At 56.6% G+C, this 26,550-nt stretch carries 22 protein-coding genes; 13 read left to right on the top strand and 9 right to left on the bottom strand.

What is annotated here, in order from left to right; genetic code table 11:
• Nucleotides 1–2: 2 nt before the first annotated feature.
• Entirely contained in the window at nucleotides 3–392 is a 390-nt protein-coding gene (locus F3J26_RS06970; protein WP_166992661.1) for a rhodanese-like domain-containing protein, read from the top strand.
• On the opposite strand, the gene F3J26_RS06965 is transcribed toward F3J26_RS06970, so the two are convergent.
• Both F3J26_RS06965 and F3J26_RS06960 read right to left on the bottom strand, forming a co-directional pair.
• Nucleotides 389–1,132, bottom strand: a complete 744-nt coding sequence (locus tag F3J26_RS06965; RefSeq protein ID WP_166992658.1) for a sulfite exporter TauE/SafE family protein — start codon at nucleotides 1,130–1,132, stop codon at nucleotides 389–391. The two genes, F3J26_RS06970 and F3J26_RS06965, sit on opposite strands and share 4 nt — an antisense overlap.
• Entirely contained in the window at nucleotides 1,125–1,484 is a 360-nt protein-coding gene (locus F3J26_RS06960) for an antibiotic biosynthesis monooxygenase (RefSeq protein ID WP_166992655.1), read from the bottom strand. The genes F3J26_RS06965 and F3J26_RS06960 overlap by 8 nt, the downstream gene beginning before the upstream one ends.
• 75 nt (nucleotides 1,485–1,559) lie before the next feature.
• On the opposite strand from F3J26_RS06960, the gene F3J26_RS06955 reads away from it, so the two are divergent.
• A complete protein-coding gene (locus F3J26_RS06955) occupies nucleotides 1,560–2,240 on the top strand; it encodes an ArsR/SmtB family transcription factor (RefSeq protein ID WP_008459096.1) in 681 nt (226 codons plus the stop codon).
• A gap of 103 nt (nucleotides 2,241–2,343) precedes the next feature.
• On the opposite strand, the gene F3J26_RS06950 is transcribed toward F3J26_RS06955, so the two are convergent.
• Both F3J26_RS06950 and F3J26_RS06945 read right to left on the bottom strand, forming a co-directional pair.
• Nucleotides 2,344–3,261, bottom strand: a complete 918-nt coding sequence (locus tag F3J26_RS06950) for a bestrophin family protein (protein ID WP_166992652.1) — start codon at nucleotides 3,259–3,261, stop codon at nucleotides 2,344–2,346.
• 124 nt (nucleotides 3,262–3,385) lie between these two features.
• Nucleotides 3,386–4,924 carry a methyl-accepting chemotaxis protein gene (locus F3J26_RS06945; RefSeq protein WP_166992650.1) on the bottom strand — a complete coding sequence of 513 codons (1,539 nt, stop codon included), beginning with the start codon at nucleotides 4,922–4,924 and terminating at the stop codon, nucleotides 3,386–3,388.
• 194 nt (nucleotides 4,925–5,118) lie between these two features.
• Here F3J26_RS06945 and F3J26_RS06940 point away from each other — a divergent pair, with 194 nt between their 5' ends.
• Together F3J26_RS06940 and F3J26_RS06935 are read left to right on the top strand one after the other, a co-directional pair.
• Nucleotides 5,119–6,456, top strand: a complete 1,338-nt coding sequence (locus tag F3J26_RS06940) for an esterase-like activity of phytase family protein (protein ID WP_166992647.1) — start codon at nucleotides 5,119–5,121, stop codon at nucleotides 6,454–6,456.
• 693 nt (nucleotides 6,457–7,149) lie between these two features.
• Nucleotides 7,150–8,118 (top strand): hypothetical protein, encoded by a 969-nt coding sequence (locus F3J26_RS06935; RefSeq protein ID WP_166992644.1) that lies wholly within the window; start codon nucleotides 7,150–7,152, stop codon nucleotides 8,116–8,118.
• Nucleotides 8,119–8,518: 400 nt separating this feature from the next.
• On the opposite strand, the gene F3J26_RS06930 is transcribed toward F3J26_RS06935, so the two are convergent.
• The 4 genes from F3J26_RS06930 to F3J26_RS06915 form a co-directional block, all read right to left on the bottom strand.
• On the bottom strand, nucleotides 8,519–10,255 hold the full coding sequence (locus F3J26_RS06930) for an ABC-F family ATP-binding cassette domain-containing protein (protein WP_166992641.1): 1,737 nt from the start codon (nucleotides 10,253–10,255) through the stop codon (nucleotides 8,519–8,521).
• A 488-nt stretch (nucleotides 10,256–10,743) separates the two neighbouring features.
• The gene (locus F3J26_RS06925) at nucleotides 10,744–12,885 is read right to left on the bottom strand and encodes a virulence factor SrfC family protein (RefSeq protein WP_166992639.1); all 2,142 of its coding nucleotides are present in this window, start codon (nucleotides 12,883–12,885) and stop codon (nucleotides 10,744–10,746) included.
• Entirely contained in the window at nucleotides 12,882–15,854 is a 2,973-nt protein-coding gene (locus tag F3J26_RS06920; RefSeq protein WP_166992636.1) for a virulence factor SrfB, read from the bottom strand. The genes F3J26_RS06925 and F3J26_RS06920 overlap by 4 nt, the downstream gene beginning before the upstream one ends.
• A gap of 2 nt (nucleotides 15,855–15,856) precedes the next feature.
• Nucleotides 15,857–17,233, bottom strand: coding sequence for an SrfA family protein (locus tag F3J26_RS06915; RefSeq protein ID WP_166992633.1), 1,377 nt, complete (start codon nucleotides 17,231–17,233; stop codon nucleotides 15,857–15,859).
• A gap of 279 nt (nucleotides 17,234–17,512) precedes the next feature.
• Here F3J26_RS06915 and F3J26_RS06910 point away from each other — a divergent pair, with 279 nt between their 5' ends.
• The 4 genes from F3J26_RS06910 (at nucleotide 17,513) to F3J26_RS06895 (ending at nucleotide 20,831) form a co-directional block, all read left to right on the top strand.
• Nucleotides 17,513–18,064, top strand: a complete 552-nt coding sequence (locus tag F3J26_RS06910) for a flavodoxin family protein (protein WP_008459077.1) — start codon at nucleotides 17,513–17,515, stop codon at nucleotides 18,062–18,064.
• Between the two features lie 147 nt (nucleotides 18,065–18,211).
• Complete coding sequence (locus F3J26_RS06905; protein WP_166992629.1) at nucleotides 18,212–18,670, top strand: MarR family winged helix-turn-helix transcriptional regulator; 459 nt, start codon at nucleotides 18,212–18,214, stop codon at nucleotides 18,668–18,670.
• Nucleotides 18,671–18,718: 48 nt separating this feature from the next.
• A complete protein-coding gene (locus tag F3J26_RS06900; protein ID WP_166992626.1) occupies nucleotides 18,719–19,780 on the top strand; it encodes an HlyD family secretion protein in 1,062 nt (353 codons plus the stop codon).
• Nucleotides 19,770–20,831 (top strand): DUF2955 domain-containing protein, encoded by a 1,062-nt coding sequence (locus tag F3J26_RS06895; protein WP_166992624.1) that lies wholly within the window; start codon nucleotides 19,770–19,772, stop codon nucleotides 20,829–20,831. Before F3J26_RS06900 ends, F3J26_RS06895 begins: the two co-directional genes overlap by 11 nt.
• Nucleotides 20,832–20,833: 2 nt before the next feature.
• Here the strand turns inward: F3J26_RS06895 and F3J26_RS06890 are convergent, their stop codons facing one another.
• A complete protein-coding gene (locus tag F3J26_RS06890; protein ID WP_166992621.1) occupies nucleotides 20,834–21,352 on the bottom strand; it encodes an Lrp/AsnC family transcriptional regulator in 519 nt (172 codons plus the stop codon).
• Nucleotides 21,353–21,442: 90 nt separating this feature from the next.
• Between F3J26_RS06890 and F3J26_RS06885 the strand changes: the two genes are divergently transcribed.
• The 5 genes from F3J26_RS06885 (at nucleotide 21,443) to F3J26_RS06865 (ending at nucleotide 26,434) form a co-directional block, all read left to right on the top strand.
• Nucleotides 21,443–22,642, top strand: coding sequence for an MFS transporter (locus F3J26_RS06885; RefSeq protein WP_166992618.1), 1,200 nt, complete (start codon nucleotides 21,443–21,445; stop codon nucleotides 22,640–22,642).
• Nucleotides 22,643–22,731: 89 nt separating this feature from the next.
• On the top strand, nucleotides 22,732–23,451 hold the full coding sequence (locus tag F3J26_RS06880) for a glutamine amidotransferase (protein ID WP_166992616.1): 720 nt from the start codon (nucleotides 22,732–22,734) through the stop codon (nucleotides 23,449–23,451).
• A gap of 135 nt (nucleotides 23,452–23,586) precedes the next feature.
• Complete coding sequence (locus F3J26_RS06875; RefSeq protein ID WP_166992614.1) at nucleotides 23,587–25,185, top strand: ABC transporter substrate-binding protein; 1,599 nt, start codon at nucleotides 23,587–23,589, stop codon at nucleotides 25,183–25,185.
• Between the two features lie 130 nt (nucleotides 25,186–25,315).
• Nucleotides 25,316–25,549 (top strand): DUF2526 family protein, encoded by a 234-nt coding sequence (locus F3J26_RS06870; protein ID WP_008459060.1) that lies wholly within the window; start codon nucleotides 25,316–25,318, stop codon nucleotides 25,547–25,549.
• A 12-nt stretch (nucleotides 25,550–25,561) separates the two neighbouring features.
• The gene (locus tag F3J26_RS06865; protein WP_166992611.1) at nucleotides 25,562–26,434 is read left to right on the top strand and encodes an NAD(P)-binding domain-containing protein; all 873 of its coding nucleotides are present in this window, start codon (nucleotides 25,562–25,564) and stop codon (nucleotides 26,432–26,434) included.
• Nucleotides 26,435–26,550 lie beyond the last annotated feature (116 nt).

Raw genomic sequence — 26,550 nt, 5'->3', positions numbered from 1 at the left:
ACATGAGCTACGTGACTGACCACCCTGCGGCAGCCTCAGAAACCGTCGCCGCGCATTACCTGCACAAACTGTCGCTTGAAACCGACTGTGCCGACGTCAACGCGGCGATCCAGAGCGGCGATCCAGATTTTGTGCTGCTGCACGTGGTGGGTTCTGGTGAAACATTTGCCCGACGGCACCTGCCGGGGGCTATTCATTTACCCCATCGGCTGATCACCGAATCCCGCATGGCCGAATGGCCCGAGGACACGCTGTTTGTGGTGTACTGCGCCGGGCCGCACTGCAACGGTGCCGACCGGGCGGCCCTGAAACTGGCGCAGCTCGGCAGGCTAGTGAAGGTGATGCCCGGCGGCATCACCGGCTGGGAAGATGAAGGTTTGCCTTTCGCCTAAATCAGCGCGCGGAGCACCATATCACCGCCAAGCAGAACGAGGCAGATCAGGAAGCCGCGCTTGAAGGCTAATGGGCTGATGCGCCTGCGGATACGCTGGCCTGCAAACAGGCCGATAAGCGCGGCGACAACCGCCATGACGGACGTGCTAATGGCTATTTCCTGCAGCGCGCCGTGCCACCAAAGCCCGGCGGCCAGTGCAAGGGTTGAAAAGGTAAAGGACAGCCCGAGCGCCTGCACCAGTTCATCGCGCTCAAGCCCAAGCGACTGAATATAGGGCACGGCGGGGATCACAAACACGCCCGTGCCACCGGTCAATAAACCGGTGAGGAGGCCGATCAGCGGCGAGAGCCAGCGCTCGTGGCGGGCGGGAACGTGCAGCGGCCTGGCAAACAACGTCCATAAGGCATAGACGATCAGGGCAATGCCCAGCGCCACGGTGGTTGCATGACTACTCCCCGAGGCCAATAAACTGCTGCTGCCAAGGGTACCCAGCACAATGGTTAGCATCATCGGCCACAGGCGTTGGAGCAATGCCGCCAGGTTGCCCCCTTCATAAAGCTGGAAAATATTGGTCAGGAAAGAGGGTAAAAGCAGCATGCCCGCCGCTGCCACCGGGGAAATCAATGACCCCAGAATCCCCATGGCGACGGTAGGTAACCCCATCCCCGTGACGCCCTTGACGGTGCCAGCGAGAACAAAAGTAGCGGCAATGGCAAGGCTCAGGCTGAGATCATTCATTCGTGTTTTCCTTATGTGCGTTGCGGCTATCCTGCGGAGCCTGTTCACGTTCAAACATGCCGTAATCGCGGATCACGTCCGCCACCCTAAGCCGGTAATCGCTAAAGACCGAGTGGCGGCCCTGGCGCTGAACGCTGCGGTGTAATTCCTGATTGCGCCATTGCAGCACGGCGGCCTCATCGCGCCAGAACGAAAGCGACAGGATTTTTCCAGGCTCGCTAAGGCTTTGAAAACGTTCAATGGAAATAAACCCATCAATATCGGCAAGCAGGGGTTTTAGCTCTGCCGCCAGTTCAAGATAGCGGCTATAGTGTCCTTCTGCAGGCAGGACTTCAAAGATTACGGCGATCATCAGGTTGCTCCTTATTGTTATCTCCTGCTAACCCTAATCCATCGTCAGACAGGACGCTTCGCTGAGCATCGAAATATGGAAACAGATTTTCTCGAAACCCGGCTTGCCGCCGTTGCCGCCGCCATTGCGGACAAAACCCGAGCCAGCATGCTGTGCGCGTTAATGGATGGCCGGGCCTGGACGGCAACCGAACTGAGCATCATGGCTAATGTGGCACCGTCCACGGCCAGCAGCCATCTGGCAAAGTTAATGGAGCAATCGCTGATTGCCTGCGTGCAGCAGGGGCGACATCGTTACTACCGGCTTCACAGCAGCCAAATTGCCGGGGCGCTGGAAGGATTAATGGGGCTGGTTGGCCGCGATGACGCGACTATGCGCACCAAAACTCCCGGCAATCTTCGCTACGCCAGAACCTGCTATGACCATATGGCGGGAGAGATCGCCGTGGCACTCCATGACGCATTATTTCGCCTTCGCTGGCTGGAGGGGGAAGAGTATGTGGTCACCGCCAGGGGGGAAGAACAATTGCTGCTTCTGGGCGTAAACGTGGAAAGCGGGGCCTCGCGCCGGCGCTACGCCTGCGGCTGTCTGGACTGGAGTGAAAGACGCGAACATCTGGGAGGACAGCTAGGCAAAGCGTTGCTGCACACCTGCGAACAAAAAGGGTGGATGCGGCGGGATCTGGTCAGTCGTGAGCTGCACGTGTCCGAGAGCGGGAAGCGTAAGCTGGCAGGATTGTTTGGGGTGGCGTTTTGACAGAGTTTTCACCTCTCCCCAAAGGAAAAGGGAGAAAATAGCCGACGGGGAGCATGAGTGATCCCCTCTCCCTTTGAGGGAGAGGGTTAGGCTGAGGGTAAAATCAGCTCAGCCGATAATGCCTGTTCGGCTGCAGCGCCTCTGGCTTCTCCGCCTCATCGTTCATATCCCGTAAATCACGCTCAATCGCCACGCAAATAGCATCCAGCGGCAGGTCGTTGTCCTCGGTACCAAACGGATCTTCCAGCTCTTCGGCCAGCGAGTCGAGGGAAATAAAGGTATACGACACAAACACGGAAACAAACGGCGTCATGTAGTGGAGGTCGGTCACCAGAGCAAACGGCAGCATGATGCAGAAGATATACACCGTGCGGTGCTGAATCAGGCTATAGGCGAAGGGCATCGGCGTAGAAATAATGCGTTCGCAGCCGCCGGACACCGCCGACAGTTCGTTCAGATGATTGTCCAGGCTGCGCCATAGCACGTCGGAAATCACGCCTTGCTCGCGCTGCTGGTTCAGCCAACTGCCCATCAGCATCAAAATACGATTACACGGCGCATGGCTTGCGCTGACCCAGGCCAGATCCTGCGGGCTCAGGTAACGACTAAGCGTTTCCTGCTGCGGCTTTTTGCGCAACGTCATGCGCAGGCTGTTGCAAAAGGCGACCTGTAAATTCACAAACTGCTGCACCGTTTCGGGCTGATCCCCCGCCAGCGTTTTCACCTCGCGTAACAAAGAGCGCGACGTGATGGCCAACTGGCCCCACAGCAGACGCGCTTCGTTGAAGCGTGCGTAGCAGGCGCTGTTGCGGAACCCGAGAAAAATGGCGATAGCCACGCCGAGAATGCTGAATGGCGCGATGGTGAGCTTGATTCCGAGGGTTTCGTACCACGGCAGGAAAAAAATAACGCTAATAGAAAGCAGCAGATTCAGCAGCAGGCGGGAATAAATCTTTTCCAGCACTGAGCCGTGCCAGACGAAGAGGCGAGCCAACCAGTGTTGATGCGGGCGAACGATCATGATGAGTAACAGACTAGTAACAAGAGACTGTATTTAACGGCAGACTGTGACGCAGATCAATCTTTATCGCTACAGAAACTTAACAAAGGCTACCCCAAAGCGCGTTGAGGTAGCCCCAGGGTTATCAGGCGAGTTTAAACACTGAAACCGACTCATTGAGCCGTTGCGACTGATCTTTTAGGGAATGCGCGGCGGCAGAGGCCTGCTCAACCAGCGCGGCATTTTGCTGGGTGACCACGTCCATTTGCAGCACGGCCTGATTAATCTGCTCAATGCCGCGGCTCTGCTCATCGGTAGAGACGGCAATCTCAGCCATCAGCGTGGTGACCTGGGTAATCGAGGTAGCGATGCGTTTCATGCTTTCCCCGGCCCGGTTGACCAGCTCGCTGCCGTTGGTGACCTGCTGGCCGGACAGCTCTATCAGCTCTTTAATTTCTTTTGCCGCCACGGAAGAACGTTGGGCGAGATTGCGTACCTCCGCTGCGACCACCGCGAAACCGCGACCTTGTTCCCCGGCTCGTGCGGCTTCAACCGCCGCGTTAAGGGCAAGAATATTGGTCTGGAAGGCGATGTCTTCGATGATGGAAATAATGCTGTCGATTTTGCCGGAACTGGTTTCAATATTGCGCATAGAGCCGATGACCTGGTCGACGATTTGCTGACCTTCGCTGGCCGCCGCGCGCATACCGTTAGCCAGCGTATTGGCCTGATGCGAGCTTTCTGACGTCCGTTTAACCGTGACGGTCAATTGTTCCATGCTGGCCGCCGTTTCACCCAGCGACGCCGCCTGCTCTTCGGTGCGAGCGGACAGGTCGGTATTGCCCGCCGCAATCTCTTCTGATGCATAGCCGACGGTGGTGCTGGACTCGCGTACCTGGCTGATGATTTCGGTCAGCGACAGGCGCATTTGCTCGAGGCTGTGCATCATCTGGCCGATTTCATCATTGGATTTGATATCAATGGAACGGTGCAGCAGGCCGTTGGCAATTTCAGCGCAGTGGGCCTTCGCGGTGTCCAGCTCTTTGAGGACGCGAACTTTCAGCAAAACAAACGCGGCGGCAAGAATCGCGATAAACAGCGCGGCAAACAGGCCGATGGCGACAAAACTCGACTGAAAACCTGCCTGTGCCTCGGCATTGAGCTGGTGTGCGTGTTGCTCCCGGAATGCCAGCAGCTTATCCAGCGTGATTTCGAACCCCCGATCGAGCGCCGGGATGGTGCCCGTGACCAGTTCCGCGCTGCGGGCTTTGTCATTGGCCTGGGCGGCCTCTAACAGAGGCAGCAGCCCTCCGTCACGATAGGCGAGCCAGGCGGCTTTATAGTCATCGGCGAGCGCTTGTTCCCCGGATTGCTTCGTCGTTTCAAGGTAAGCCTTAAAGCTGGTGTCTGCTTTACCCAGCGCTTCTTTTGCCCCAGCCAGGCTCTGGCTAGCCTGCTCGGCGTTGCCGGATTCCATCTCCTGAATGGCCTGCATGGCGCGTACGCGCATCGTGCGGCTGTGGTTAATGGGGTCAATGACGGATAACACTACGCGTATTTCGCTGTTGACGTCATTGAGGGCATGGTTGCTGCGGGTAAGGGACCAAATATTGGACGCCGTGCTGGCGAGAAAAATAAGCAACAGCGTGCTGAAAACCAAAATCGAAAAACGCCTGACTGACATACTAAATCCTTAAGTCGGTGAAATATTCTTATCCCAGCCGCGCTGAAGAGCATTCAACACTGCTGGCTGTAGGGTTATCGGCAGCTGAAAGGGGATATTTACCGGGCGGGAAATTTAGAGCACAAAGTGTAATCTTACTGTCATCTGGCTATTTTATAACTCCGGTACCTCAACCACCGATATATATAAAAACCATGAAATTAAAAATACTTGCCTTACTTTGCAGTACCGTATTCCCTCTGGCTGGTCACGCTGCGGATGCGCAGGTTGACCGTTACGTTGTCACGTTCCCGCAAGGGGACAGCGTGGCCTACAAAGGTGAATACGCCGCTAACTTCCCGCACGGACTGCCGGTAGGCGTTGGCTCGGGCCTGACCTTTATGGGCAAGCAGGGCGACGACCTGATCTTTACTACCGTGACGGATCGCGGGCCCAATGCTGACTCGCCGAAAGCCGGGAAAAAAGAGTCCAAGATTTTTGCAAATCCTGACTTCACGCCGCTGCTGATGACCATCCGCGTGAGCAACGGTAAAGCCGAAGCTATCGACGCGAAGCCGCTGCATGATGCGCAGGGGCCGATTAGCGGGCTGCCGCTGCCGGAAGGGCTGATTGGCGCAACCAATGAAATTGCCCTGAGCGATACGCTCCAGAAGTTGAAGAGTGACCAGCGCGGGCTGGACACCGAAGGCATCACGCCGGACGGCAAGGGCGGTTACTGGCTGTGCGACGAGTACGGCCCGTTCGTTATCCATGTGGATGCTAACGGCAAAATCCTGAAAAAATATGGCCCGCAGGCTGAGCACGGTGAACAGGGCGTGGCGGGCGGATTGCCGAATATTGTCAAATGGCGCCAGCCTAACCGTGGGTTCGAAGGCATCACCCGCATGCCGGATGGCCGGATTATTGCGGCGGTGCAGAGCACGTTGGATATTGACGGCAAAACCAAAAACAGCGCGCAGTTCACGCGTCTGGTCAGCCTCGACCCGGCGACCGGTAAAACCGAAATGTACGGCTACCCGATCGACGTGGACGTCTATAAAAAAGCCAAAGATGCCAAAATTGGCGATATCGTGGCGCTGGACAACCACCGCCTGCTGCTGATTGAGCAAGGCGGTGACAAAAACAAACAGATGCGCAACCTGGTCTACGTGGTTGACCTGAACGGCGCGTCCGATCTGGCCGGGTTCGATAAAGAAAAAGCCCCGGAGTTTGATGATGCTGAGCAACTGAAGGCGCGCGGCATCAAGCTGGCGAGCAAAAAAGAGGTTGTCGACCTGCGCAAGCTGGGCTGGCAGCAGGAAAAAGCCGAAGGCATGGCGCTGATTGATAATCAGACGATTGCCGTGATCAACGACAACGATTTTGGCCTGCAGGCCGTGCTGGCGAACGCCGATGACTACCAGGTGGACGGCAAAGGTCACCTGCTGAAAGACGGCGCGGAAGTGGCGACCAAAATTGAGCTGAAGCCGCTGGAAAAACCAGAATCACAAAACGATTTCTGGGTGATTAAGCTGCCCGAACCCCTGAAGTAATTTTTGCCCTTGCTCCTTTGTCGCCTGCGGCAGAGGAGCAAGCTACTGAAGTCTTGCCGTTTACCTGGCCCCCGAGAGCCTTTTATCCGGAACATTTCTGCCCATGGAAGGACTATTTCCTGAGGAGCGGATTGCCCTCTGAAAATATCATTCAGTACGCTATAATAAATAATGCCGTTTATACTCCAGAAAATTGATTTTCCAGCATCTGACATAAAGTCAACCAATCATATATTCACGCTGATTATAGTTTTCCCTCCGAAGAGTGCTTGCTTGTGTCGAGCATAATCGATGATGTGCCAGTCCAGGAATAACTGATCTGGTAAGGTTTTACGGCCATCAGTACGGTATTGACACATCACTGAAAAGTACTGGTGTAATGAAAATTGCTCGCCAACGCAGTATTGCCTGCGCCACGATTTATAAAACCCAGCAAGACGAAAAAATCTTGTGATATATTACTGTTTTATAGATTTAACTATTTGATAGTTAATGCATTTTTAACATTGCATGGTGTTTTTCTGGAAAGTATGCATGGGGCTACAAGGCGATAGTCTGGATAATGAGCTAAAGCAGCGCCATGTTTTTCTTGAAAACGATATGAGGCTGATTAATTATGTCAGTAGATAATGGAATCGATAGCATTAAGTGTCATTGAACTTCAGCCTATTAAAAATTAAGAGATAGAAAATTATGCTACCAGAGCCCACTTCCCTTTTTCCTTATGCCGTAAGTCAGCGTGTAATAGCTGACTTCCCAGAAAGAGAAACATTCATCAAATCTATCAATTTGGTTAAAAACAACCCTATTAGTGAGATGGACTCTTTAGTCTCATTTGATAGTGATATGCATAAAATAGATTTATTAAAATCCTGGAGTAGAGGGTTAAATAGAAAGAATTTTTGTCTAATTCATAGTGTAAGCAGTAATAATTATTCAACTCCGTTATTCAAAGGTTCTGCAAATGCCATCTTATCTAAATGGGATGTTATTTCATGCAGCTTAGTCAATTATGCCAATAGAGGAGATGCTAACTTTTCATCTGACGCTAATGGTGCACACCCTATTCATTTAGAGTTGGACGTTCCAGTGCAAAATATTCTTGGAACCCATAGCAGTGATGTAGCATTCCCTAATCATGCAGGCAGGAAATTTAATAGCCCGACAGGGAAGGTGCTGGATAGCTCTGCATTAACTCGACATATATTTAAAGGTATCAACAGATTTTCATTAAAAATCGACTCTCATAATGGATATGCCAATATAATTAATTTTCAGGATTTTATTGTTAAATGTTTTAGTTCGAGGGGCATGGGACATAATGAGATATTGTTAATAGGAAGGCCAGGTATTAATTTATACCGCGACATGCCTTGCACCAGAATGATAAAAGTCAAAGGAATAAGTTATGTGCCGGCACATCTTAAACGTTGTTACTATAATGCATTTTTACATGGAGGCCGTGATCATGCATTGAAAAAAGTCTCAGAACAAGTTGTGGTTGATATTGAATCCATCAAAAAATTAATGCGGGAAAATAATTTAATTTGTTTCACCAATCGCCTTTATAATGATCGCGGGGAATACGGTAAAACAGTAAGTGATTTATTATCCGAGCATTTTTTTAGTTCCGGCGTGGGGGTTTACAGGGGTGTTTCGTAAAATTTCGAAGGTTACGGAGTATGACGAAAATTTAGCATGACTGTGGGTTATGAATATGCTTTTTTATGATGTTGACTGATTGTGCGTGTATACGTAAATACAACAGACCGGGTTGACAGCCATCGTACCGAGCGCCGGGCACGCTATGTCCTGGGAAAACCCCGCCGGGCTAGCCAGGGTGCTCGCCGAGCAGTGCAGGGCATAATAAAAAAGCCATCCCGAAGGATGGCTTTTGGTGACAGACGAAGAGGAAAAAAGCGTGGTTTTTCCCTCTTCGTGGTTATCAGCCGAAAATCAATGAATTGATTTTCCTGTTTCTTTTGACGGATTGTCTGGTATTTCTTCTATTGATAGAGGTTTGTCAGCGGCCTGAAAGCCATCCCGAAGGATGGCTTTGGCTTTAAATCGCTAACTTTTTATTTAACGCCTCAATTTCTTCCCGCCACTGTTTTTGCAGCGCCGGTTTCTGGTGCTTTTCCTTGCGCGTCACGTCCTCCGCCAGCTTTTCCTCCAGCTCGATAAGTCGTTCCAGCAGCGCATCGCTTTCTCTATAGTGCGGTGCTTGCTGGATGACTTGCTCTGGCTGGGATTTCACTTCGGTCAGCGGCAGCCCGCTTTCCTCTGCTGTCAGCAGGGCGTACAGCGCGTCCAGGTCGTGCCATTCGCTCAGCACGCCGTTGTTCACCAGCCAGAAGCGGTTGCAGCCTTTGGCTATCAGCTCGCGGTCGTGGGTCACTAACAGCACGCCACCTTCAAAGGTTTGCAGCGTTTCCGCCAGCGCCTCTTTGCCTTCCATGTCCAGGTGGTTGGTCGGTTCATCCAGCATCAGCAGGGAGTAGCGGGCCAGCGTCAGGCCAACGAACAGCAGGCGCGAACGCTCTCCGCCGCTCAGCGTACTGACGGCTTGCTGGTGTCGCAGCCACGGAAATCCGGCGCTGATTAACGCCATTTTCCTGTCCTGCTCGCTGAGCGGGGCAAACGGCTCCAGCGCCTCCAGCAGCGAATCACCGTCGTTAAGCTGGTGCAGCGTTTGGTCGTAATACCCCAGATGCACCCGAGGATGCAGGCGAATAGCGTCCTCACGCTCTGACTGCTGGTACTGCTGCCAAAGCAGGCGCAGCAGAGACGACTTGCCGCAGCCGTTCCGGCCTATCACCGCCACGCGGTCGCCGCTTTTCACTCGCTGCAACGGCAGAATGAATAGAGGTTCACACTCCGGCGCAGGCCGAACGTTAAGCGCTTCCAGCTCCAGCAGCCTGTCGGCAATCAGCGCTTCACCTTTCAGCTTAAGCTGCCACTGGCTGCCCGCCGTGAGCTCAGTTTGCTCGTCCTTCAGCCGATCAATGCGCTTTTCCATCTGCTTGGCTTTTCGGGAAAGATCTTCGTTGTCGTAGACCCGGCCCCAAATTGCCAGCCGTTTGGCGCTGGCGGTAATGCGGTCGATTTCCTTTTGCTCCGCCTGATGGCGGTGGGCATCGGTTCTGTCCCGTTCCTCCAGCGCACTGCGCGCCTGAGAACACGGTAGCGCAAAGAAATGCAGTGAACGATCGCGCAAAATCCAACTGCCGTTGGTGACGTTATCCAGCAGGCTGCGGTCGTGCGAAACCAGCACGAAGCTGCCGCTCCAGCCGCGCAGGAACTGTTCCAGCCACAGCAGCGTGGGCAAGTCCAGGTGGTTACTGGGTTCATCCAGCAGCAGTAAATCTGGCTCACTAATTAGCGCTCGCGCCAGCAGCAGGCGAGTATGCTGCCCGCCGCTCAGCGTGCCGGAAGTCAGTCGCCAGTCCGTTTCGCTAAAGCCCATACTTGCCAGCAAAGCTTCTGCCCGCCAGCATTCGCTATCTCGCTGGTTTTCCTCAATTTGTGCCAGCACAGCATCGAGCATGGTCATCGTATTGAGGCTTTCCGGCAGATGCTGTTCAACCCTTGCCATCAGGCAGCTAGCCGCCTGAGTCACCGAGCCGCTGGTGGGCGAAAGAGTGCCGTCCAGCAGTTTCAGCAGGGTGCTTTTGCCACAGCCGTTATGACCGATCAGGCCAATACGGTCGCCTTTTTTCAGGGTAAAAGTGATGGACTCCAGCAGCGAACCGAAAGCGGTGTCGAGGTGCAGAGATTGGGCGGTTAATAAAGTGCTCATATGTGCTTACTCAAGAGTTATGGCGTGCAAACGCCTCGTCGTATAACGCTGACGATAACCCGGTAAGCCCGAGAGAAGGGATTCAGTAAGTTTCTTCGCTCAAGCCGAAGTTATCGCAGCACGGAACCGATAACGCTTGAGCAGAGACGATCGCCAAAAGTATGCGAACGGTTAAAGCGCTCACAAGACATCATGGGGATCCTCCTTATATATATTGAGTGAATGGGTGGGCGGATTGTAGCGGGAAAGTGAATGGGTTGCCACCTGCCAGAATTTGTTACGAATGCATTCGACGGCGGCGTCGCTGCTTACCCTCACCCTAACCCTCTCCCTGGAAGGGAGAGGGAATAGATGACCTACTGTTTTGACCTGTCGTTTCTCCCACGCCCCTTGGGGGGAGGGAATAGATTGCGTTCTGTTCTGACCTTTTATTTTCCCCCTATCCCCTTTGGGGAGAGGGCCGGGGTGAGGGGCTGACGCCCCCAAATTCATCCCAGCAGCTTCACCAGCGTCTGCCGCTGCTTCTCATTAATATCCAGCGGGTTTTGATAGCCGATATTCTCCGTGGCCCGGGTATATAGCGCGACCAGCCAGTCGTACACGTAGCTGGCGTTGCCGCGCGTTGGCTGCTCGCCCAGTTTTGTCAGTCGACGGCTGATATCCGCCTGGGCAGGGGGGGCAAACACGGCCTGACCTTTATTGACGCGGCTTGCCGGGCGATCGGTAACTGGCATGCTGGCGTAGCCCAGCCAGGCAATAAAATCACCCAGCACCGTGCTGGCACGGGAAATATCCAGCTCAAGCCCGGAGTCGCCGTTTTGCATGCTGCGTTCCAGCCTCATCGGCACATCCAGCCGGTAGCTGGCGACGATCAGCGTGTTGCACAGCGCCTGAAGCTGAACGCTGTCCAGGCCAAACTGGTGTGCGGCTTCCCGACGCTGGCCCAGCAGGCGCAGGTGGTTAACCCAAAGCTGATGCACGGCGCGGGCGTAGCTGATGCCTTCGGTCTGAGGGGCAACATGCTCGGCCGCGTCGGCAAACAAGTCTATCTCCAGCGCAAAGCCTTCCGGTTTAGGCTGATGCTGCTGTTGGTGCTGCAGCCAGATCTGCTGCAGAGCATCCCGGGATGGCACCAGGCTTGCCAGCAAATCACCGTGCTGGGTCGCCCGGGCCTGCAGAGCACGCACCAGATCTTCTGCCTGCTGGCGAGCCTGCTGTGGGGTGGCCTGCTGTGCGTCAATAAAGCGCTGGAACAGTTCGACGGTTTGCGTTTCCAGCTCACCGCGCAGGGCAGCGAGGCGCTGTTCACGGCGGGTGGGATTTAGCGCATCGGTCAGCCATTCCAGCAGGCGATGCATGTTTCTGCTGTCCAGCGCCTGCAGCGTGCCCCAGCGCTTGCCCGGGTTGCCAATCAGACGCTGAACGCCGTCGTCCAGGCTGGCACCGAGCGTAAACCGGGCGTCAAACGGCGTGATGGCCCAGACCAGGCCCGGCAGCGAGCTGTGCCCCGGGCTTTGGGTGCTGTCTACCCACCATGCCAGCGCTTTCCCCGTCGCCTGAACTTCACTGCGTTCGCTGACGGCGTTACACACCAGCAGCGTGTCCGGCTGAAGCCGGGTGGTGTACCAGCTAAGCTGATTCGCCGGGATATCCAGTAAATCCACGTTGCTCAGCGCAGTCGGCTGGCTGAGGGTGAAAATAACCTCGGCGCACAGCAGCGCCAGGTCGTTCTGCGGCAGGCTGAGGTGAGAACCAGGCTGATTTCCCAGCAGTGGGCAAACCATCACATCCGCCTGTTCCGGTGCGTCTTCCGGGCCGGAAGGAATGAGAAAACCTTCGGCAGGCAGCAGGAAACTGTCCACCACGAGGCTTGCCGGAGCCAGAACCTGTTCCACGCAGCTCAAATGCTGCAAGGCCTGCGCCAGCCGCAGCCAGGTTTCCGTCAGGGCGCTATCTTCGCCCCACAGCAGGGCGAACAGCAAGGCGCGATCTTCTGTCGAAAGGTAAGGTGCAAGCTCGGCCATGCGGTAAACCAGGCGCTCATCCAGGTGATGCTGACGGCGCTGGAGGCGGTGGTAGCCGTACAGCAGATCGGCCGTTTGCTCACGGGTTAATCCTGGTGCAGCGGCAGACAGACGGCGGGACTCCAGTTCGGTCAGCCGCAGGGCAACCGCGCTGGACGTTGCCAGACGGGGCGCGTCAGAGGCGTGATACCTGTTGATAAACTGCTGCGCCAGTTCGGCCTCGCTAAACAGCGTCAGCAGCAGCGGGTAATTCTCTACTTCAGGGGGCCGTTGGGCGCTGAAGCGCACCGCCATCGCCGCTGGCGTATGGCCTGGGTTGATGTGCGTCAGGTAGTCCAGTCGTTTATCACCGAGCTGAATATCAATGCGGCTATTCGGGCTGCCCTGCAGGGTATTCAGCAGATGATTTTTGCCGTCCAGGGCGTGGCCATAAATGCCTAGCGTCAGCGGAGCGTCCTCCAGCGCGCTGATGCGACGGTGGCGTTCGCTCAGCTGTTGGAGGCGCGCCAAAAGACTGTCCGCTTCATTGTCGAGCAGCGGGGAGAAAGCGCGGGTCATCTGAACCCAGTTCACCAGATGGCTGAGCGTGGTAGTTAGCTGCTTCATTTTTGGTATACGCTCCCGCTGTCTATCCAGTAATGCGTCGCCCCGCTGTAGCTGCCGGCGAGGGTATTCAGTTTAAAACTCAGTTGTTCGAGGGGGACTTTGCTGCCGTCCGACAGCCAGGCTTCGGCAAGGCTGAATGACTCGGCCTCGCGGGTCTGCTTCAGGCGCACGTTCAGCACGCCGTCTCCGGCAATTGATTTCGCCAGCTGCGGCGAGTTGATTGCCAGCGTGTAGAGCGGCGTGGCTGGCCAGCGGGCGTTATCCAACTGACGGAAGCCCAGGCAGGCGTTGCCGCGCAGCGGGAAGTGGACTCGGGTGTCCAGGTTCGCCTGCGGGCTGTCGAGATCGATATCCCGGTACCAGACGTTGTCTTCCAGCAGCCGGTCGTTGCCGTCCAGCATGCCCAGGTAGCGCACGGTGGAATAGGCCTGAATATCGGCGGCTTTAAAGTTAAAGCTCGGCAGACGCAGATCCATCGCCAGGCTGCACAGCATTGCGCCCACCGCGGCGGTAGATTTCGGGTTACCGATGCGCCCTTGCTGGCTGAACGGATACCACTCGTGGGTCTGGTAGTTATCGAGCCAGACAATGCGGTTAACCGGTACCGGCTGCAGGTGACGCAGAAGCGCCTGCACGCCAGGCAGACAGCCAGGGCGACCGGTGACTAACAGCACGTCGCAGCAATAATGGTTGATCACTTCGCACAGCGCCTGCAGCGGCGCGGTGAGGGTAAACTGGCCCGCCAGCAGCGCATCCTGCAGCGCGGCAATTTCCGCCTGCAGCGGCACGCTCATGATGTCAAACTGCGGCGCGTCGGCTGGCAGCTCGTGCTGCACGGCCTGCTGAACGTAGTTGATCACGTTGCGGGTTGGCTGCTGGGTCAGTAGCTCGCCGAAGGTTGCTTCCAGCACCGAATCCGGCTCTTCCGGGTCGCTCTCTTCCCAGAAAGAAAGCACTGCATGGCCGAGCGGAATAAACAGCTGGAGCGCAGTTTGCTGGCGTAGCGTGGCGCGGGTGTCCATGCGGCCGGATTCCCCAAACAGCGTGGTCATCAGGCCTGGTGCGTCAGCTACGCCCGCTTTGTGGATGTGGGCCTGCAACGCAGGCAGGACGCAGCGCTGAATCACGTCCAGCAAAATATCGTCCCCGGCGACTTTAAAGCCTTCACGGAACAGCAGGCGCGGCGCGATTTTCACGTTGCTGCCCACGCCGTCGTCCAGCTGATACTGGGTGATCGCCATATCGGTTGTGCCGCCGCCGATGTCAATCGACGCCACGCGCAGGGTTTTGCCGACGGGTTCGTCCGGCGTCAGGGCGCGGTCAGGGCGGGCGAGGCTTTCAAAGAAGCGCCCGGTTTGCCCGGCGTAGTTCACCAGCGCCTCGTTATACAGCCAGACCAGCTGGCCGCAGGTGGCTTCGTCCCACTCCATCTGCACTTCCGGCACCGGCACGATACTTTTCTTTTTGTCTCGCTCGAGGGTGAAACCTTCGTCGGTCGGGTGCCAGTCCATCGCTTTCCACACCAGGCCGACCGCCTCCTGCATACGCTGGCGGAACAGCTCGCGTTCCGGTTTTGGCATAGCGGAAGGTAAAGTCAGAATCAGGTTGCGCAGCTGGCGAGGCGAGGTCGGGTGCCCCATGCTCTGGCGGGAGCCAATACTGTTGATTTGCATCAGCGCCTGGGAGAGCAGCTCGCACAGCATCAGGGTCATCAGCGAGCTGCGGCTGTACTGCGGTGAAAACACCGGCAGGCGTTCGTCCATCGGCAGGGCGTACAGCGGCTGGCCGTCGTCGTTCATCAGGTTCATCAGCGGGAAAGCGGTCGCCAGCGGCTCACGCTGGGTTTTCACGCCCATCTGGCTGAAGCGCCAGTCCTGGCTGGCTGGCGTGACGTCCCACAGATAGCGGCGCGGGCTGGAGATCCCGCTGGCGCCTTCGGTACCCAGGCGAGCGCAGGCCATACGGCGAGCTTCGTCCCCCACGCGGGCAATAGAAGGCCAGACAAAGGCGTCGTCGCGCCCGCTTTCAACGGAGAAATGCTGCTTGCCAAATTTTGCCTCGCTGAACTCCAGGCGGCTGGTAAACATTGCGTCGTTGATCAGCTGTGGTTCGCTCAGGGAGCGGATCTGCAGCTCGGCTGTCTGGCGCAGACCGTCGTTTTCTTCGCCGTGATCTTCGATCAGGACGCCGCAGGTGTGGGTGTTCCCCACATCCAGCACCAAATCTACGTCAATCGGCGGGGATTGCAGCGTGGCGGTGACGATCTTCACTTCCGGCACGGCGAGCTGGTTGCCGATAAGCTCCAGAATATTCAGATAGTGAGCCTGATATTCAAAGGCTTTCATAGCGGCGGCGAGCTCACGCTCGGTGCGATTTTCCACGCGGGTGGCAAACTGGGTGAAGGTTTCGCGCAGCCAGCCGTCCACCCAGGTCTGGTCGAGAAAATCTTTGATCTCGTGGTTGTGCCAGGCCAGCGCAAAACGGGCACCGTTGCGGACGTCGTTTTCCGTCGGTGCCAGATGCGCGGCGGGGTGATCGTCCGCGTAAATTTTGCTGTCCAGCGCGAGGCTGATACGCACCGTATTCCCGGCGGAATCGGGCGTCTCCAGAACACGCACCTGCACGCGGGCCCAGTTATCCGGTCCACCCACAAAGGTACGCGGCGGGTTAAAGCGCAGGAACGGCAGCGGCAGCCAGGTTTTGTCCATCACCCGCAGGGAGTGGCCAAGCGTAATGGTGCTTTCGGGTTTCACCACTTCTGGCGCGGTGCCGTTTTCGCCCGGTAGGGTAAATTTCCCGGGCACAACATCGTAATCAAGGCGTAGCAGCGGGCCGTTGGCCGTCTGACGCACAAAGCGCCCGGCGTGGGCGGCGTTAGTCTGCGGCGCAAGGCCAAAGTCCAGGAACTGAATGCCGCTGTCTTTGATGAGCGTGACGCTCGGCTTGTAGTGAAAAAGGGTCGCCAGCATGATCAGTTACTCACTTTTCGGAAGGTGATCGGTATGACTTTGTCGCCTTGATAGCGGCCGGTGCAAACGGCGGCGCCGTTGCTGCCGGTTTTACAGGTCACTTCCGGCATCGGGTAGCGGCTGCCGTCACCGCAGCGCGCGCTACCGCGGGTTTTAATCATCAGCGCGCCATTTTGATGCAGGCCGGAAAACACCTCGGCTTTACAGACAATGTTATCGCCGTGCACCAGGCGCACCGTGCCTTTGTTGTTGGCTATCTGGTAGCGCAGGCTTGGCGCTTTACCGGTGATCGGGTCACTGAAATCGATCTGTGCTCGCCAGGTGCCGTTGAGGAATTTAGTGGAGCCAATTTTCACGGCCTCTGCCGGTAGAATTAACGCATTTTTCGGCACGTCTGCGGCAACGGTAATTGGTTCAGGATTTTCTTCCGGCGCGGCAACCGGCGCTGGCTCAGGCTTAGGCGGCACCACAACTTCGGCTGGCGTCAGCGGCAGGGTAGTTTTGGCCACATCGACGGCCTGTATTGGCGCTGGCGCAATAGGTTTAGGCGGGACTTCGGCCTGGGCGGTTGCCACCGGCGCGGTCTGGCTCCCGCTAAGCAGCAGATAACCCACCGGGGCCGCAATGGCGACGGCGATCACGGCGGCGACCGGCAGCAGCCAGCGGCGGCGCGGTTTCGCGGCTACGGCGACAGGTTCCGGGCTCGGGGCCGGTTTTTCTTCTTCGACTGCGGCTTTTTTCACTGCGGTGAGGCTATAAACCGGAGAATCATCATCCACCTGAACCGCCATCGGGGTTTCAAGCAGCGGCTTTTCTGGCTCGCTAATTTCTACCGGCAGTGGCCCTGGCTCCGGCATCGTTTCTTCAGGGATATACGCAATTTCAGGCTCGCGCGATTCCACCACCCGCAGGCACTCCAGCACATCGTCCCGTGCGCCCTGGTTAAGATTCACGAACCCCCAGAAGGTGATCACCGGCTTGCCGTTCACCAGGTAGACGTGCTGGCTGCCGGGGAACTGCAGAGCTTTTTCCAGCAGTGCGCCAAAGAGGCGAATCGAGGTTTTCTCCGCCTGCTGGCAGCGCGCGCTGAGCGAGGCGACGTTGGATAAGCAATTATCCAGATAGCGAAGGGCGGTGCGGCGTTCTTCGTCGCTGGCGGCGGCCCAACTGGTGACGCTGCCTTCCTGAGGCGCATACCAGTCGACGCGGTCGCCTTCGTCGTTGGGCTGGGGAATGGCCAGCGCGTCGGCGACGGCCTGCTGTTTACGAAGGCGTAATGTTTCGCGTATTTGAAACGCGGAATCAAACACTGCCTGACCGTTTTCGCCCAGCGCGAGAAAGTCATCCAGGCATCCGCTGCGCAATAATGTTTTTGCCACGTCATCAATCCTGCTGTTAACGGCTCACCCGAGAGCCATCTTCACGCTTTACAGTTTAACGAAGCGGCCCTAAGTCAAACGGCAGAAGAGACGGCAAAATGGGTAAATTATCTGGCTATTAGACAAAATGGGGCGGTGTGAAGCCGGCGATACTTACCCGGAAGTAAGTCACTTACTGGCAGGTAACTTCTTGACCAGAAAGAAAAAGACAGACACGATGAACCCCGATTTTGTGGCCTTCTGGCCGGGGCTTTCCCTCTAACCATGTCGAGAAAAATTATGGCTAAAATCGTTGTTATTTACTTTTCCGGATACGGTCACACCAAACGTGTGGCAGAGCATGTTGCACAAGGGGCAAACGCCGACCTCGTCGCCGTGGACAGCAATGGCGATATTCAGGAAGCAGACTGGCAAAAACTGAACGATGCCAAAGGGATCATCTTTGGGGCGCCGACCTACATGGGCAACGTGCCGTGGCAGTTCAAAAAGTTTGCCGATGCTTCCTCCAAAGTGTGGTTCACCCGTGGCTGGCAGGACAAAGTGTTCGGCGGTTTCACCAATAGCGCCAGCCTGAACGGCGACAAGCAGGTGAGCCTGCAGTGGATGCAAACGCTGGCCTCTCAGCACGGCGGCATTTGGGTGAGCCTGGGCCAGTTGCCTTCGAATACCCTGGCGGCAACCCGCGAAGACGCGAACAACCTGGGCGGCTCGGTCGGGCTGCTGGTGCAGTCTCCGTCTGACGCAGGCGCCGAACAAATTGCCCAGGGCGACCTGGACACCGCCGTCAAATACGGCGCACGCGTGGCGGATATTGCTGCCCGCCTGAGCTAAAAAATCCTTTCTTTTCTAAAGCGCCTGCGGGCGCTTTTGTCTTTGCCACCTCCTCAATAATTACCCCTGGTTATTGTCAGTTGTATTCACCAAATAAATACTTATCATGATAATTATCATGGTGACTATTTACATGGGGATTACCCGATGCATGACGATAAATACGACATTGTCGATTTTCCCGATCGCCCGCTGGGGATGCGCCTGGCGATGCTGGTGCGCCTGTGGCGTGGCATCGTGGATGATGCCGTGGCGTTTACCGGCCTGACCCAAAGCAGCTGGACGACGCTGATGCAGCTCAGCGTGGCGGGGGAAAAAATCACCGTCACGGATCTGGCCCGGGCGCAGGGCATCGACCTGCCGCCCCTGACGCGCACGCTGGCACAGCTGGAAAAAGAGGGCTATGTCACCCGCACGCCGGACGAAAAAGACAGACGGGTGAAATTTATCTCCCTCACGCCTGCGGGCCAAAAAGCAATTAAGGCGGTAAGTGAAACGGTGGAGCGGTGCCAGGCCCAGGTTGCACAGGGCATTCCGGCGCAGCAAATAGAACAGTTCAGCCAGACGGTAAACCTGCTGGCCGCCAACATGATCAAAATTCGATAGTTCTTTCACGCCTGGTCTCCCGGCGTGTTTCTCATTTAGCGAGTAGTTATGACCCCTGAACAACGATTTACCCGCTGGGTAAAAGTCACGCTGGCGCTGTTTGCCGCGATGTTTTGCTATTTTCTGGCCGCCGACATCTGGGTGCCGCAAACCCCGGACTCCACCGTGATGCGCGTGGTGACCCCGGTTTCATCACGCGTATCGGGCTACGTGACGCATATCTACGTCAGCAACAACAGCGTGGTGAAGAAAGGGGATGTGCTGTTCGACATCGACAATAAGCCTTACCAGAATCAGCTCGAACGCGCGGAAATTGCTTATCAGCAGGCGATTCTCGACAACCAGCAAATTGACGCCCAAATCAGTGCCGCGCGGGCAAAAATTAAAGCCGCCCAGCTGGATGCCGACAACGCCGGGCGCAGCTATCACCGGTTTAACGGACTTAGCAGCGGTAACCTGATTTCTAAACAGGATCTGGACGGGGCTTTTACGCGCTGGCAAAGCGCGGTGCAAAACGTCAACAACCTCCAGGCCGCGCTGGCACAGCTGGTGATTTCGCGCGGGGACCGCGGGGATCAAAACGTCACGCTGCAAAAATACCGTAACCTGCTGAACGACGCCCGGCTCAATCTGGATTACACCCGCGTGGTTGCCAGCAGCGACGGCATTATCAGCAATTTACAGCTGAAAGAGGGCTGGTATGCCGGGGCGGGATCCCCCGCGCTGGCGCTGGTTAACGACAAGCTCGATATCGTGGCCGACTTCCGTGAGAAAAGCCTGAGTAAAACCCGCCCAGAAACAACGGCGGATATAGTATTCGACGGGCTGCCGGGGCAGGTTTTCAAAGCCAGGGTCACCAGCAAAGATGCGGGCGTTTTGCCGGGGCAACAGGCTATCAACGGGCAGCTTTCCGCGCCGGAAACGTCAAACCGCTGGGTGAGGGACGCGCAGCGCATGCGTATTCATTTGCTGCTTGAAGACGGGAAAACGCCAGATCTGCCGGCTGGCGCACGGGCCACGGTGCAGCTTTACAATTCGCCTTCCGCTTTCGCGTCGTTTATCGGCGGGATGCAAATCAGGCTGGTGAGCTACCTGCATTATGTTTATTAAATTTATTCTTGGCCCGCTGAAACGCAATGCACCGACGCCGTTCAGCGGCAATGATTTCCGCCATATGCTGCGCATCGTCATGGCGGGTTGCGTGGGGATGTTTGTCTACAGCTGGGTTAACACGCAGTACGGGGTGTTCTACGTGGTTTACCCCATCATGCTCACCGGGCTGGTGCCCATTTTTAACGGCCATATTGCCCGGCAGATGATCGCTAACGCGCTGCTGAACTGTGTGGAAATGACGCTGCTGTTTGCGGTGCTGGCGAATTACCCGCTGCCAATGACGCTGATTGTGTTCCTGATGTACATGACGCGCTTCTACCTGATGAGCCGGGGGCCGCTCTTTCTGTTTGGCTCGATGGGCGTGGTCTGTTTAAGCGTGATGGCTAATTTCCTGAGCTACCCGACCACCGACATGAGCGACCTGATGTTTTCTAACATCATTGGCAGCCTTTTGGCGGTGGGGCTGTCGGCGCTTAGCTGTTATTTGCTGCCGGACGTAGAGCCGCGTAAGCCGCCGCCTGCGATTCAAAAGGACGGGCCACGGGTGATGCATGAAACACTGCTCGCCTCGTTAACGGCGACTCTCTTATTCACCGTGTTCCAGGTCTACACGCTGAATGACTCCCTGGCCGCGCTGATGGCGGGCATTTTTGCCCTGTTCCCCATGCATTTTCGCGGGGCGATCCTTTCGTCCTGGTGGCGCATTGTTGGGGTGATTGCCGGGTGTCTTTACGCGATTCTGGTGCAGCTGGTGATCTATGATTTCAGCCGTCACCTGATCCTGCTGATGCCGCTGATTAGCCTCGGCCTGCTGCTGGCCGCGCGAATTCACGTGTTTGAGAAGGTCGGGCCGGGCGTGGGCTTTTCTATTCTGACCACGCTGGCGCTGATGTTCGGGCAATACATGCACCCTAATCAGGATATCGTTTTTAGCGCGCTGTACCGTATTTCATCGGTGTCGGTGGCGATTGTCGGCACCCTGGCCGTGACCTTTATTATCCATAAGATACTGAATAACTTTGCCTCAACGCGCTATATCGTGAAATGACGTTAGTCCTGTTCCGGCCAGTCGCGGGTAATGCCCGGCTGGACAGGGCGCTCAAGATAGGTGGACAACACGATATACGTCCTGGTCGCCACCACGCCGTTGATCTCATACAGATGCGCCAGCAGGGCCTCAAGCGCCCTTGAATCCTCGGTGCGGACCTTCAACAGCATGGACGTGTCCCCGGCGACGGAATGGATCTCTTCCACTTCCGGGTAGGCGGAAATTCGCAGCAGATCCGGCGTTTTTCCCCAGCCTTTGGTATCAATGTGCACGAAGGCCAGCAGGGATTTGCTGATGGCCTTTGGGTCGAGCAAGGCCGCCGTCTGCTGGATCACCCCAGAGCGCTTCAGGCGTTTGACTCTTTCGTGTACCGCCGGGGCGGAAAGGGCGACCTTTTCGCCGAGTTCGGCGTAGCTGATGGTCGCGTCCTCCACCAGCGCGCCTAATATTCTTCGGTCGGCGGCATCGAGAGTTCGCTCTGCCGCACCGTTATGCTTAATACTGTCTGTTTCTTTTTTCATATTGCCCCTGACTAATGACGCTGAATTTCATTCGGATAAAATTGGTTTTTATCGAATGTAAGTCAAGTTTAATCCTTGTCAGGAAGAAAAATGAAAAACAGCCAGTGTCTGGAACTTCATCCAGAGCCGTCTCTGTCTCCCGCCAAAGCCGTGTATGTGCTGACCGGCTGCGTCGGCGTTATCGGTGCCAACTCAATGGTGCTGGGGCCTATTGCGCCGGCAGTGGCATCGTCTATAGACGCGGGAGTGCCGACGGTGATGATGGCCGCGGCGGCTTTTGGCCTGGGCACGGCGGCGAGCGCACTTTTTCTGGCTCGTTTGATCGACTTAGTCGGCTCGGCGCGGATGCTCAAATTCACCATGCTGCTGCTGGGCGCGGCGCTGCTGCTTTGCGCAGCTTCGCCTTCCGTGGCGGTATTTATTGCTGCTCAGCTGATTGCCGGTATGGCTTCCGGTATCGCGCTGCCCGCGATTTACGCCAGCGCGGCCGCCATTGCGGAGCCGGGGCGTGAAAGCCGGACCATCGGCAAGGTGCTGACCGGCTGGACGCTGAGCATGATCGCCGGCGTGTCGTTTTCCGTGGTGCTGACCGAGTTGTTCAGCTGGCGCGCGGTGTATGTGTCCGTGAGCTGTCTGGCGGCCCTGGCGCTGATCGCGCTCGTCAGGTTGAACATGCAGGATCGCCCGGCGGCGGGGATTGCGCCTTCACCGCTGTCTGCCCTGGGGCTGCCAGGCATCAAGTCGTTGCTCGTGGTGTGCGGGGCGTTTATGACGGCGTTTTACGGGATTTATGCTTATTTGGGCGACCATCTTCATCAGGATCTCGGCCTGCCGGTGACGGCCAACGGCGGGGTGGCGATTGCCTATGGGGCGGGATTCGGCTGTGCCGCTTTGCTCAGCGGGATGGTGGATCGGTTTGGCCCTAAACGCCTGATGCCGCTGGTGCTTTTGGTGGCAGCCTTTGTTTACCTGGGCCTGGCGATGCTCGGTGGTTCGCTGGTGGGGGTTATCTGCCTGCTGTTTGTGCTTGGCCTGGTGAACCACCTGGGGGTGAACTTACTGATTCAGCGCCTGACGGCCATCGACCCGGCCAGGCGCGGCACATTGATGGGATTGAACAGCGCCGTGACTTACCTGGCTGTGTTTGCCGGCAGCAGTAGCTACGGGCCGCTTTATACCGAGCACGGCTTTACTACGATTTCGCTGCTTTCCCTGGCGCTGATGGTCATTGCGGTGCTGACCTGCCTGTGGCGTGATTTTGCCGGGCAGGGCGTGAAGGTTGTGGGCTAAAGCTTCTACGTTATCGCTTTTTTATCTGAGACAAGCCGGGTTGCCTGTGCTAATTCTGAAGCCATTATATGGCTGCAGAGGTCCGAAATATGAGTCAAAGATTGCCGGTTTTGTTGGTGCAAATGGGGCGGCCCCCCGAGGAAATTCAGCAAGCCGTAGGGGATCAGCCGGCCTGGTTTGCGCAGGCGCTAAAGCACCCGGATGTCGAACTTAACATCGTCAGGCCGTTTCTGGGCGAGCCTTTGCCCGCGCCAAAAAGCTTTCAGGCGGCGGTGATTTCGGGTTCATGGTCGATGGTGACGGAGCATGAAGCGTGGAGCGAGCGCACGGCGGAATGGGTTAAAACCGTTGTTGCCGCCGGTACGCCGCTATTTGGCGTCTGCTACGGGCATCAATTGATGGCTTACGCGCTCGGCGGGAAAGTGGATTATCACCCGCAGGGCAGTGAGGTCGGGCAACTGCCGGTGGCACTGACAGAGGCAGGGCGAGACGATCCGGCGCTGAGTCATCTGCCTGAGTCGTTCCCGGTCTTTTTAAGCCATGCGCAGAGCGTCCTGGCGCTGCCGCCCGGGGCCGTTTGTCTTGCGTCATCGGCCCACGATCCTCACCAAATCATCCGCTACACGCCCAATGCGCTGTCGGTGCAGTTTCACCCGGAATTCACCGCCACGGTGATGAACAAAATTCTCGCCAGCCGCAGCGAGCAGGCATCGTTACGGCAAGAAAATAAACAGACATTGTCGAACGATGTCAGCGCTACGCCCGGGGCAAGAGCAATTTTGCAGCGTTTTGTTTTGCCTTCGGTCTGAACGCCCGCCTTAACCGCCACAATTGTATAGAAAGGAAGGGTTTGTCATTTGCTTGTCGCTAAGGGCTGTGCTGTTATTACTGTGAGAAATAATAAGTAGCTCAACCATTTGGCAAGCAAATAAAAGGCAAACACTATGTCTAAAGGGAAAACACTGCTCGGCCTGCTGCTGAGTGCGCTCCTCCCGGCAGGAAGCGCGATGGCGGCAGCCAACAGCACGCTGGTTTACTGCTCCGAAGCCTCTCCTGAATCCTTTAACCCACAAATTGCCAGCTCTGGCCCAAGCTTTGTTGCCAGCTCGCAAACCCTCTACAACCGCCTGATTGATTTCAGCCTGACCGACAACACGCCGGTGCCGTCGCTGGCGACGGAATGGAAAATCAGTCCCGACGGTAAAACCTATACCTTCACCCTGCGCAAGGGCGTGAAGTTCAACAGCAACAAATTCTTTAAGCCAACGCGTGACTTCAACGCCGACGACGTGGTGTTCTCGGTCATGCGCCAGAAAGACGCCAATAACCCGTATCACAAGGTGTCGCAGGCGAACTACGAATACTTCAACGACGTCGGCCTCGACAAGCTCATCGTGGACGTTAAAAAGCTGGATGACTATCACGTCCAGTTTACCCTGAGCGAGCCGAATGCGGCGTTTCTCGCCGACTGGGGCATGGACTTTGCCTCTATTTTGTCTGCGGAGTACGCGGATGCGATGCTGAAAGCCGGTATGCCGGAGCGGGTGGACAACAACCCGATCGGCACCGGGCCTTACGCGCTGCAGGACTACAAAGTGGATTCCGTGATTCGCTACGTCGCCAACCCGAATTACTGGAAAGGCGAAGTCCCGACCAAACACCTGATCTTCTCCATCACCCCGAACGTACAAACCCGGCTGGCGAAGCTGCAGAAAAATGAATGCCAGATTATCCCTGCACCAAGCCCGGTACAGTTCGACGCCATTAAAGCGGACAAAAACCTGGCGCTGCACAGCATTGATGGCCTGAACGTCGGTTACCTGGCGTTCAACACCAGCAAGAAGCCGTTCGATAACGCGCTGGTGCGCCAGGCGCTGAGCTATGCGGTGGACAAAAAAGCCATCGTCAACGCCATCTTTATGGGATCCGGCTCGGTAGCTAAATCGCCGATCCCGCCAACCATGCTGGGCTACGACAAGGATCTGAAAGACTACGGGTACGACCCAGAAAAAGCCAAAGCCTTGCTGAAGCAGGCCGGGATGGAGAAGGGCTTTGATACCGATCTGTGGTCTATGCCGGTGCAGCGGCCGTACAACCCGAACTCGCGGCGCATTGCGGAGATGATCCAGAGTGACTGGGCGAAAGTGGGCGTGAAAGCCAAAATAGTCACCTTCGAATGGGGCGAATACCTGTCCGGGATGCGGAAAGGGGAACACTCCTCGGCGCTGTTTGGCTGGATGTCCGACAACGGCGACCCGGATAACTTTGCCGATACCCTGCTGGGCTGCGGCAGCGTTGCCAGCGGCTCGAACGTCGCCCGCTGGTGTGACAAAAGCTACGATTCACTGGTACAGAAAGCGAAGCTGACCAGCGACCCGGCCGCCCGCGCGAAGCTCTACGTCCAGGCGCAGGAAATTTACTATCAGCAGGCGCCGTGGATCGCGCTGGCGAACGGTAAAACCTTCTATGCGACCCGCAGCAACGTGAGCGGTTATACCGTTAGCTTCGCCGGGAGTGATTTCTCCAAAGCGAAGCTGGATTAAATTTTATTAACCCTCACCCCGGCCCTCTCCCAGGAAGGGAGAGGGGGAATGCGGACGTCGGTGTTTTTATCCCCTCTCCCCGCTAGGGAGAGGGTTAGGGTGAGGGGCAACACATGATAAGGAACATGCCATGACCCATCTCGCAGACGTTATCAGCCGCGTAGACGACGCCATTGCCAAAGACATCATCATTCCGATGAACGAACTACTGATTGAACTCAGCGACGACGCAGCGCTCACGCGGGAAGACCGCTACGCCCAGCAGCAGCGGCTGCGTATCGCCATTGCCCACAAAGGCAATCACCACACAGAAGAAGCCGAAGAACGCCGCGAGCAGTTGACCCGCAGCGGCACCATTCTCTAGCCGGGAGTTATTATGCGTATTGGATTTATCGGGCTGGGCGGTATGGGCCAGCCAATGGCCGAAAACCTACTGAAAGCCGGGCATCAGGTTGCCGTCTGGAACCGCTCTCAGGCACCGACTGAAGCCTTAAAAGCGAAAGGGGCGACCATACACGCCACGCCAGCCGCTTTCACCGACAGCGAAGTGTTGATCACTATGCTGGCCGACGACGACACCAGCCGCCGCGTGGTAATTGAGCAGGGCGCGCTGGAAGCACTGCCGCAGGGCACAATCTGGATCAACATGGCCACGGTTTCCGTCGCGTTTACCAATGAGATGGCGGAAAAAGCCAGCGCAACCGGGCATCGGTATATTGCCGCGCCGGTACTGGGGCGTGTGGACGTTGCCGCCGCAGGCAATCTCAATATTCTTACCGCCGGGCCAGCGGCGCTGCTGGACAGCGTGCAGCCGATCTTCGATGTGCTGGGGCAAAAAACCTGGCGCTTTGGCGACAGGCCAGAGCAGGCTGCGGCGGTGAAGCTGGCGGCTAACTTTATGCTCGCCAGCGCCATCGAAGCGATGGGGGAATCTTCTGCGTTGGTGGGGGCCTATGATGTGGCCGCCGGGGATTTCCTCGGTATGCTGACCAGCACGCTGTTTGCCGCGCCAGCGTATAAAAACTATGGCGCGATGATCGCCGAATCACGCTACAGCCCGGCCGGGTTTACCATGAAGCTGGGGCTGAAAGACGTGCGCCTGGCGCAGCAGGCGGCGGAAAATAAAAATGTGCCAATGGGTTTTGCGGGCGTGTTGCGGGACAACTACCTCGATGCGCTGGCCCACGGCGATGAACATCTTGACTGGGCGGCATTAGCCACCGTTTCCGCGCGCCGCAGCGGGAAATAACCTTATCTGGCGGCGAGGATATTACTTTCGTCGCCAGATATATCCCTCTAAATATTCACCCGCACTAAAATAACGCCCCGTCGCGGTGCTTTAAATATAATAAAATCTTATTTATT

The sequence above is a fragment of the Enterobacter sp. Ap-867 genome, assembly GCF_011752855.1.
GTDB lineage: Bacteria > Pseudomonadota > Gammaproteobacteria > Enterobacterales > Enterobacteriaceae > Cedecea.
Note: the sequence above shows the minus strand (reverse complement) of the source record. Positions and strands in the feature narration are given on the sequence as shown.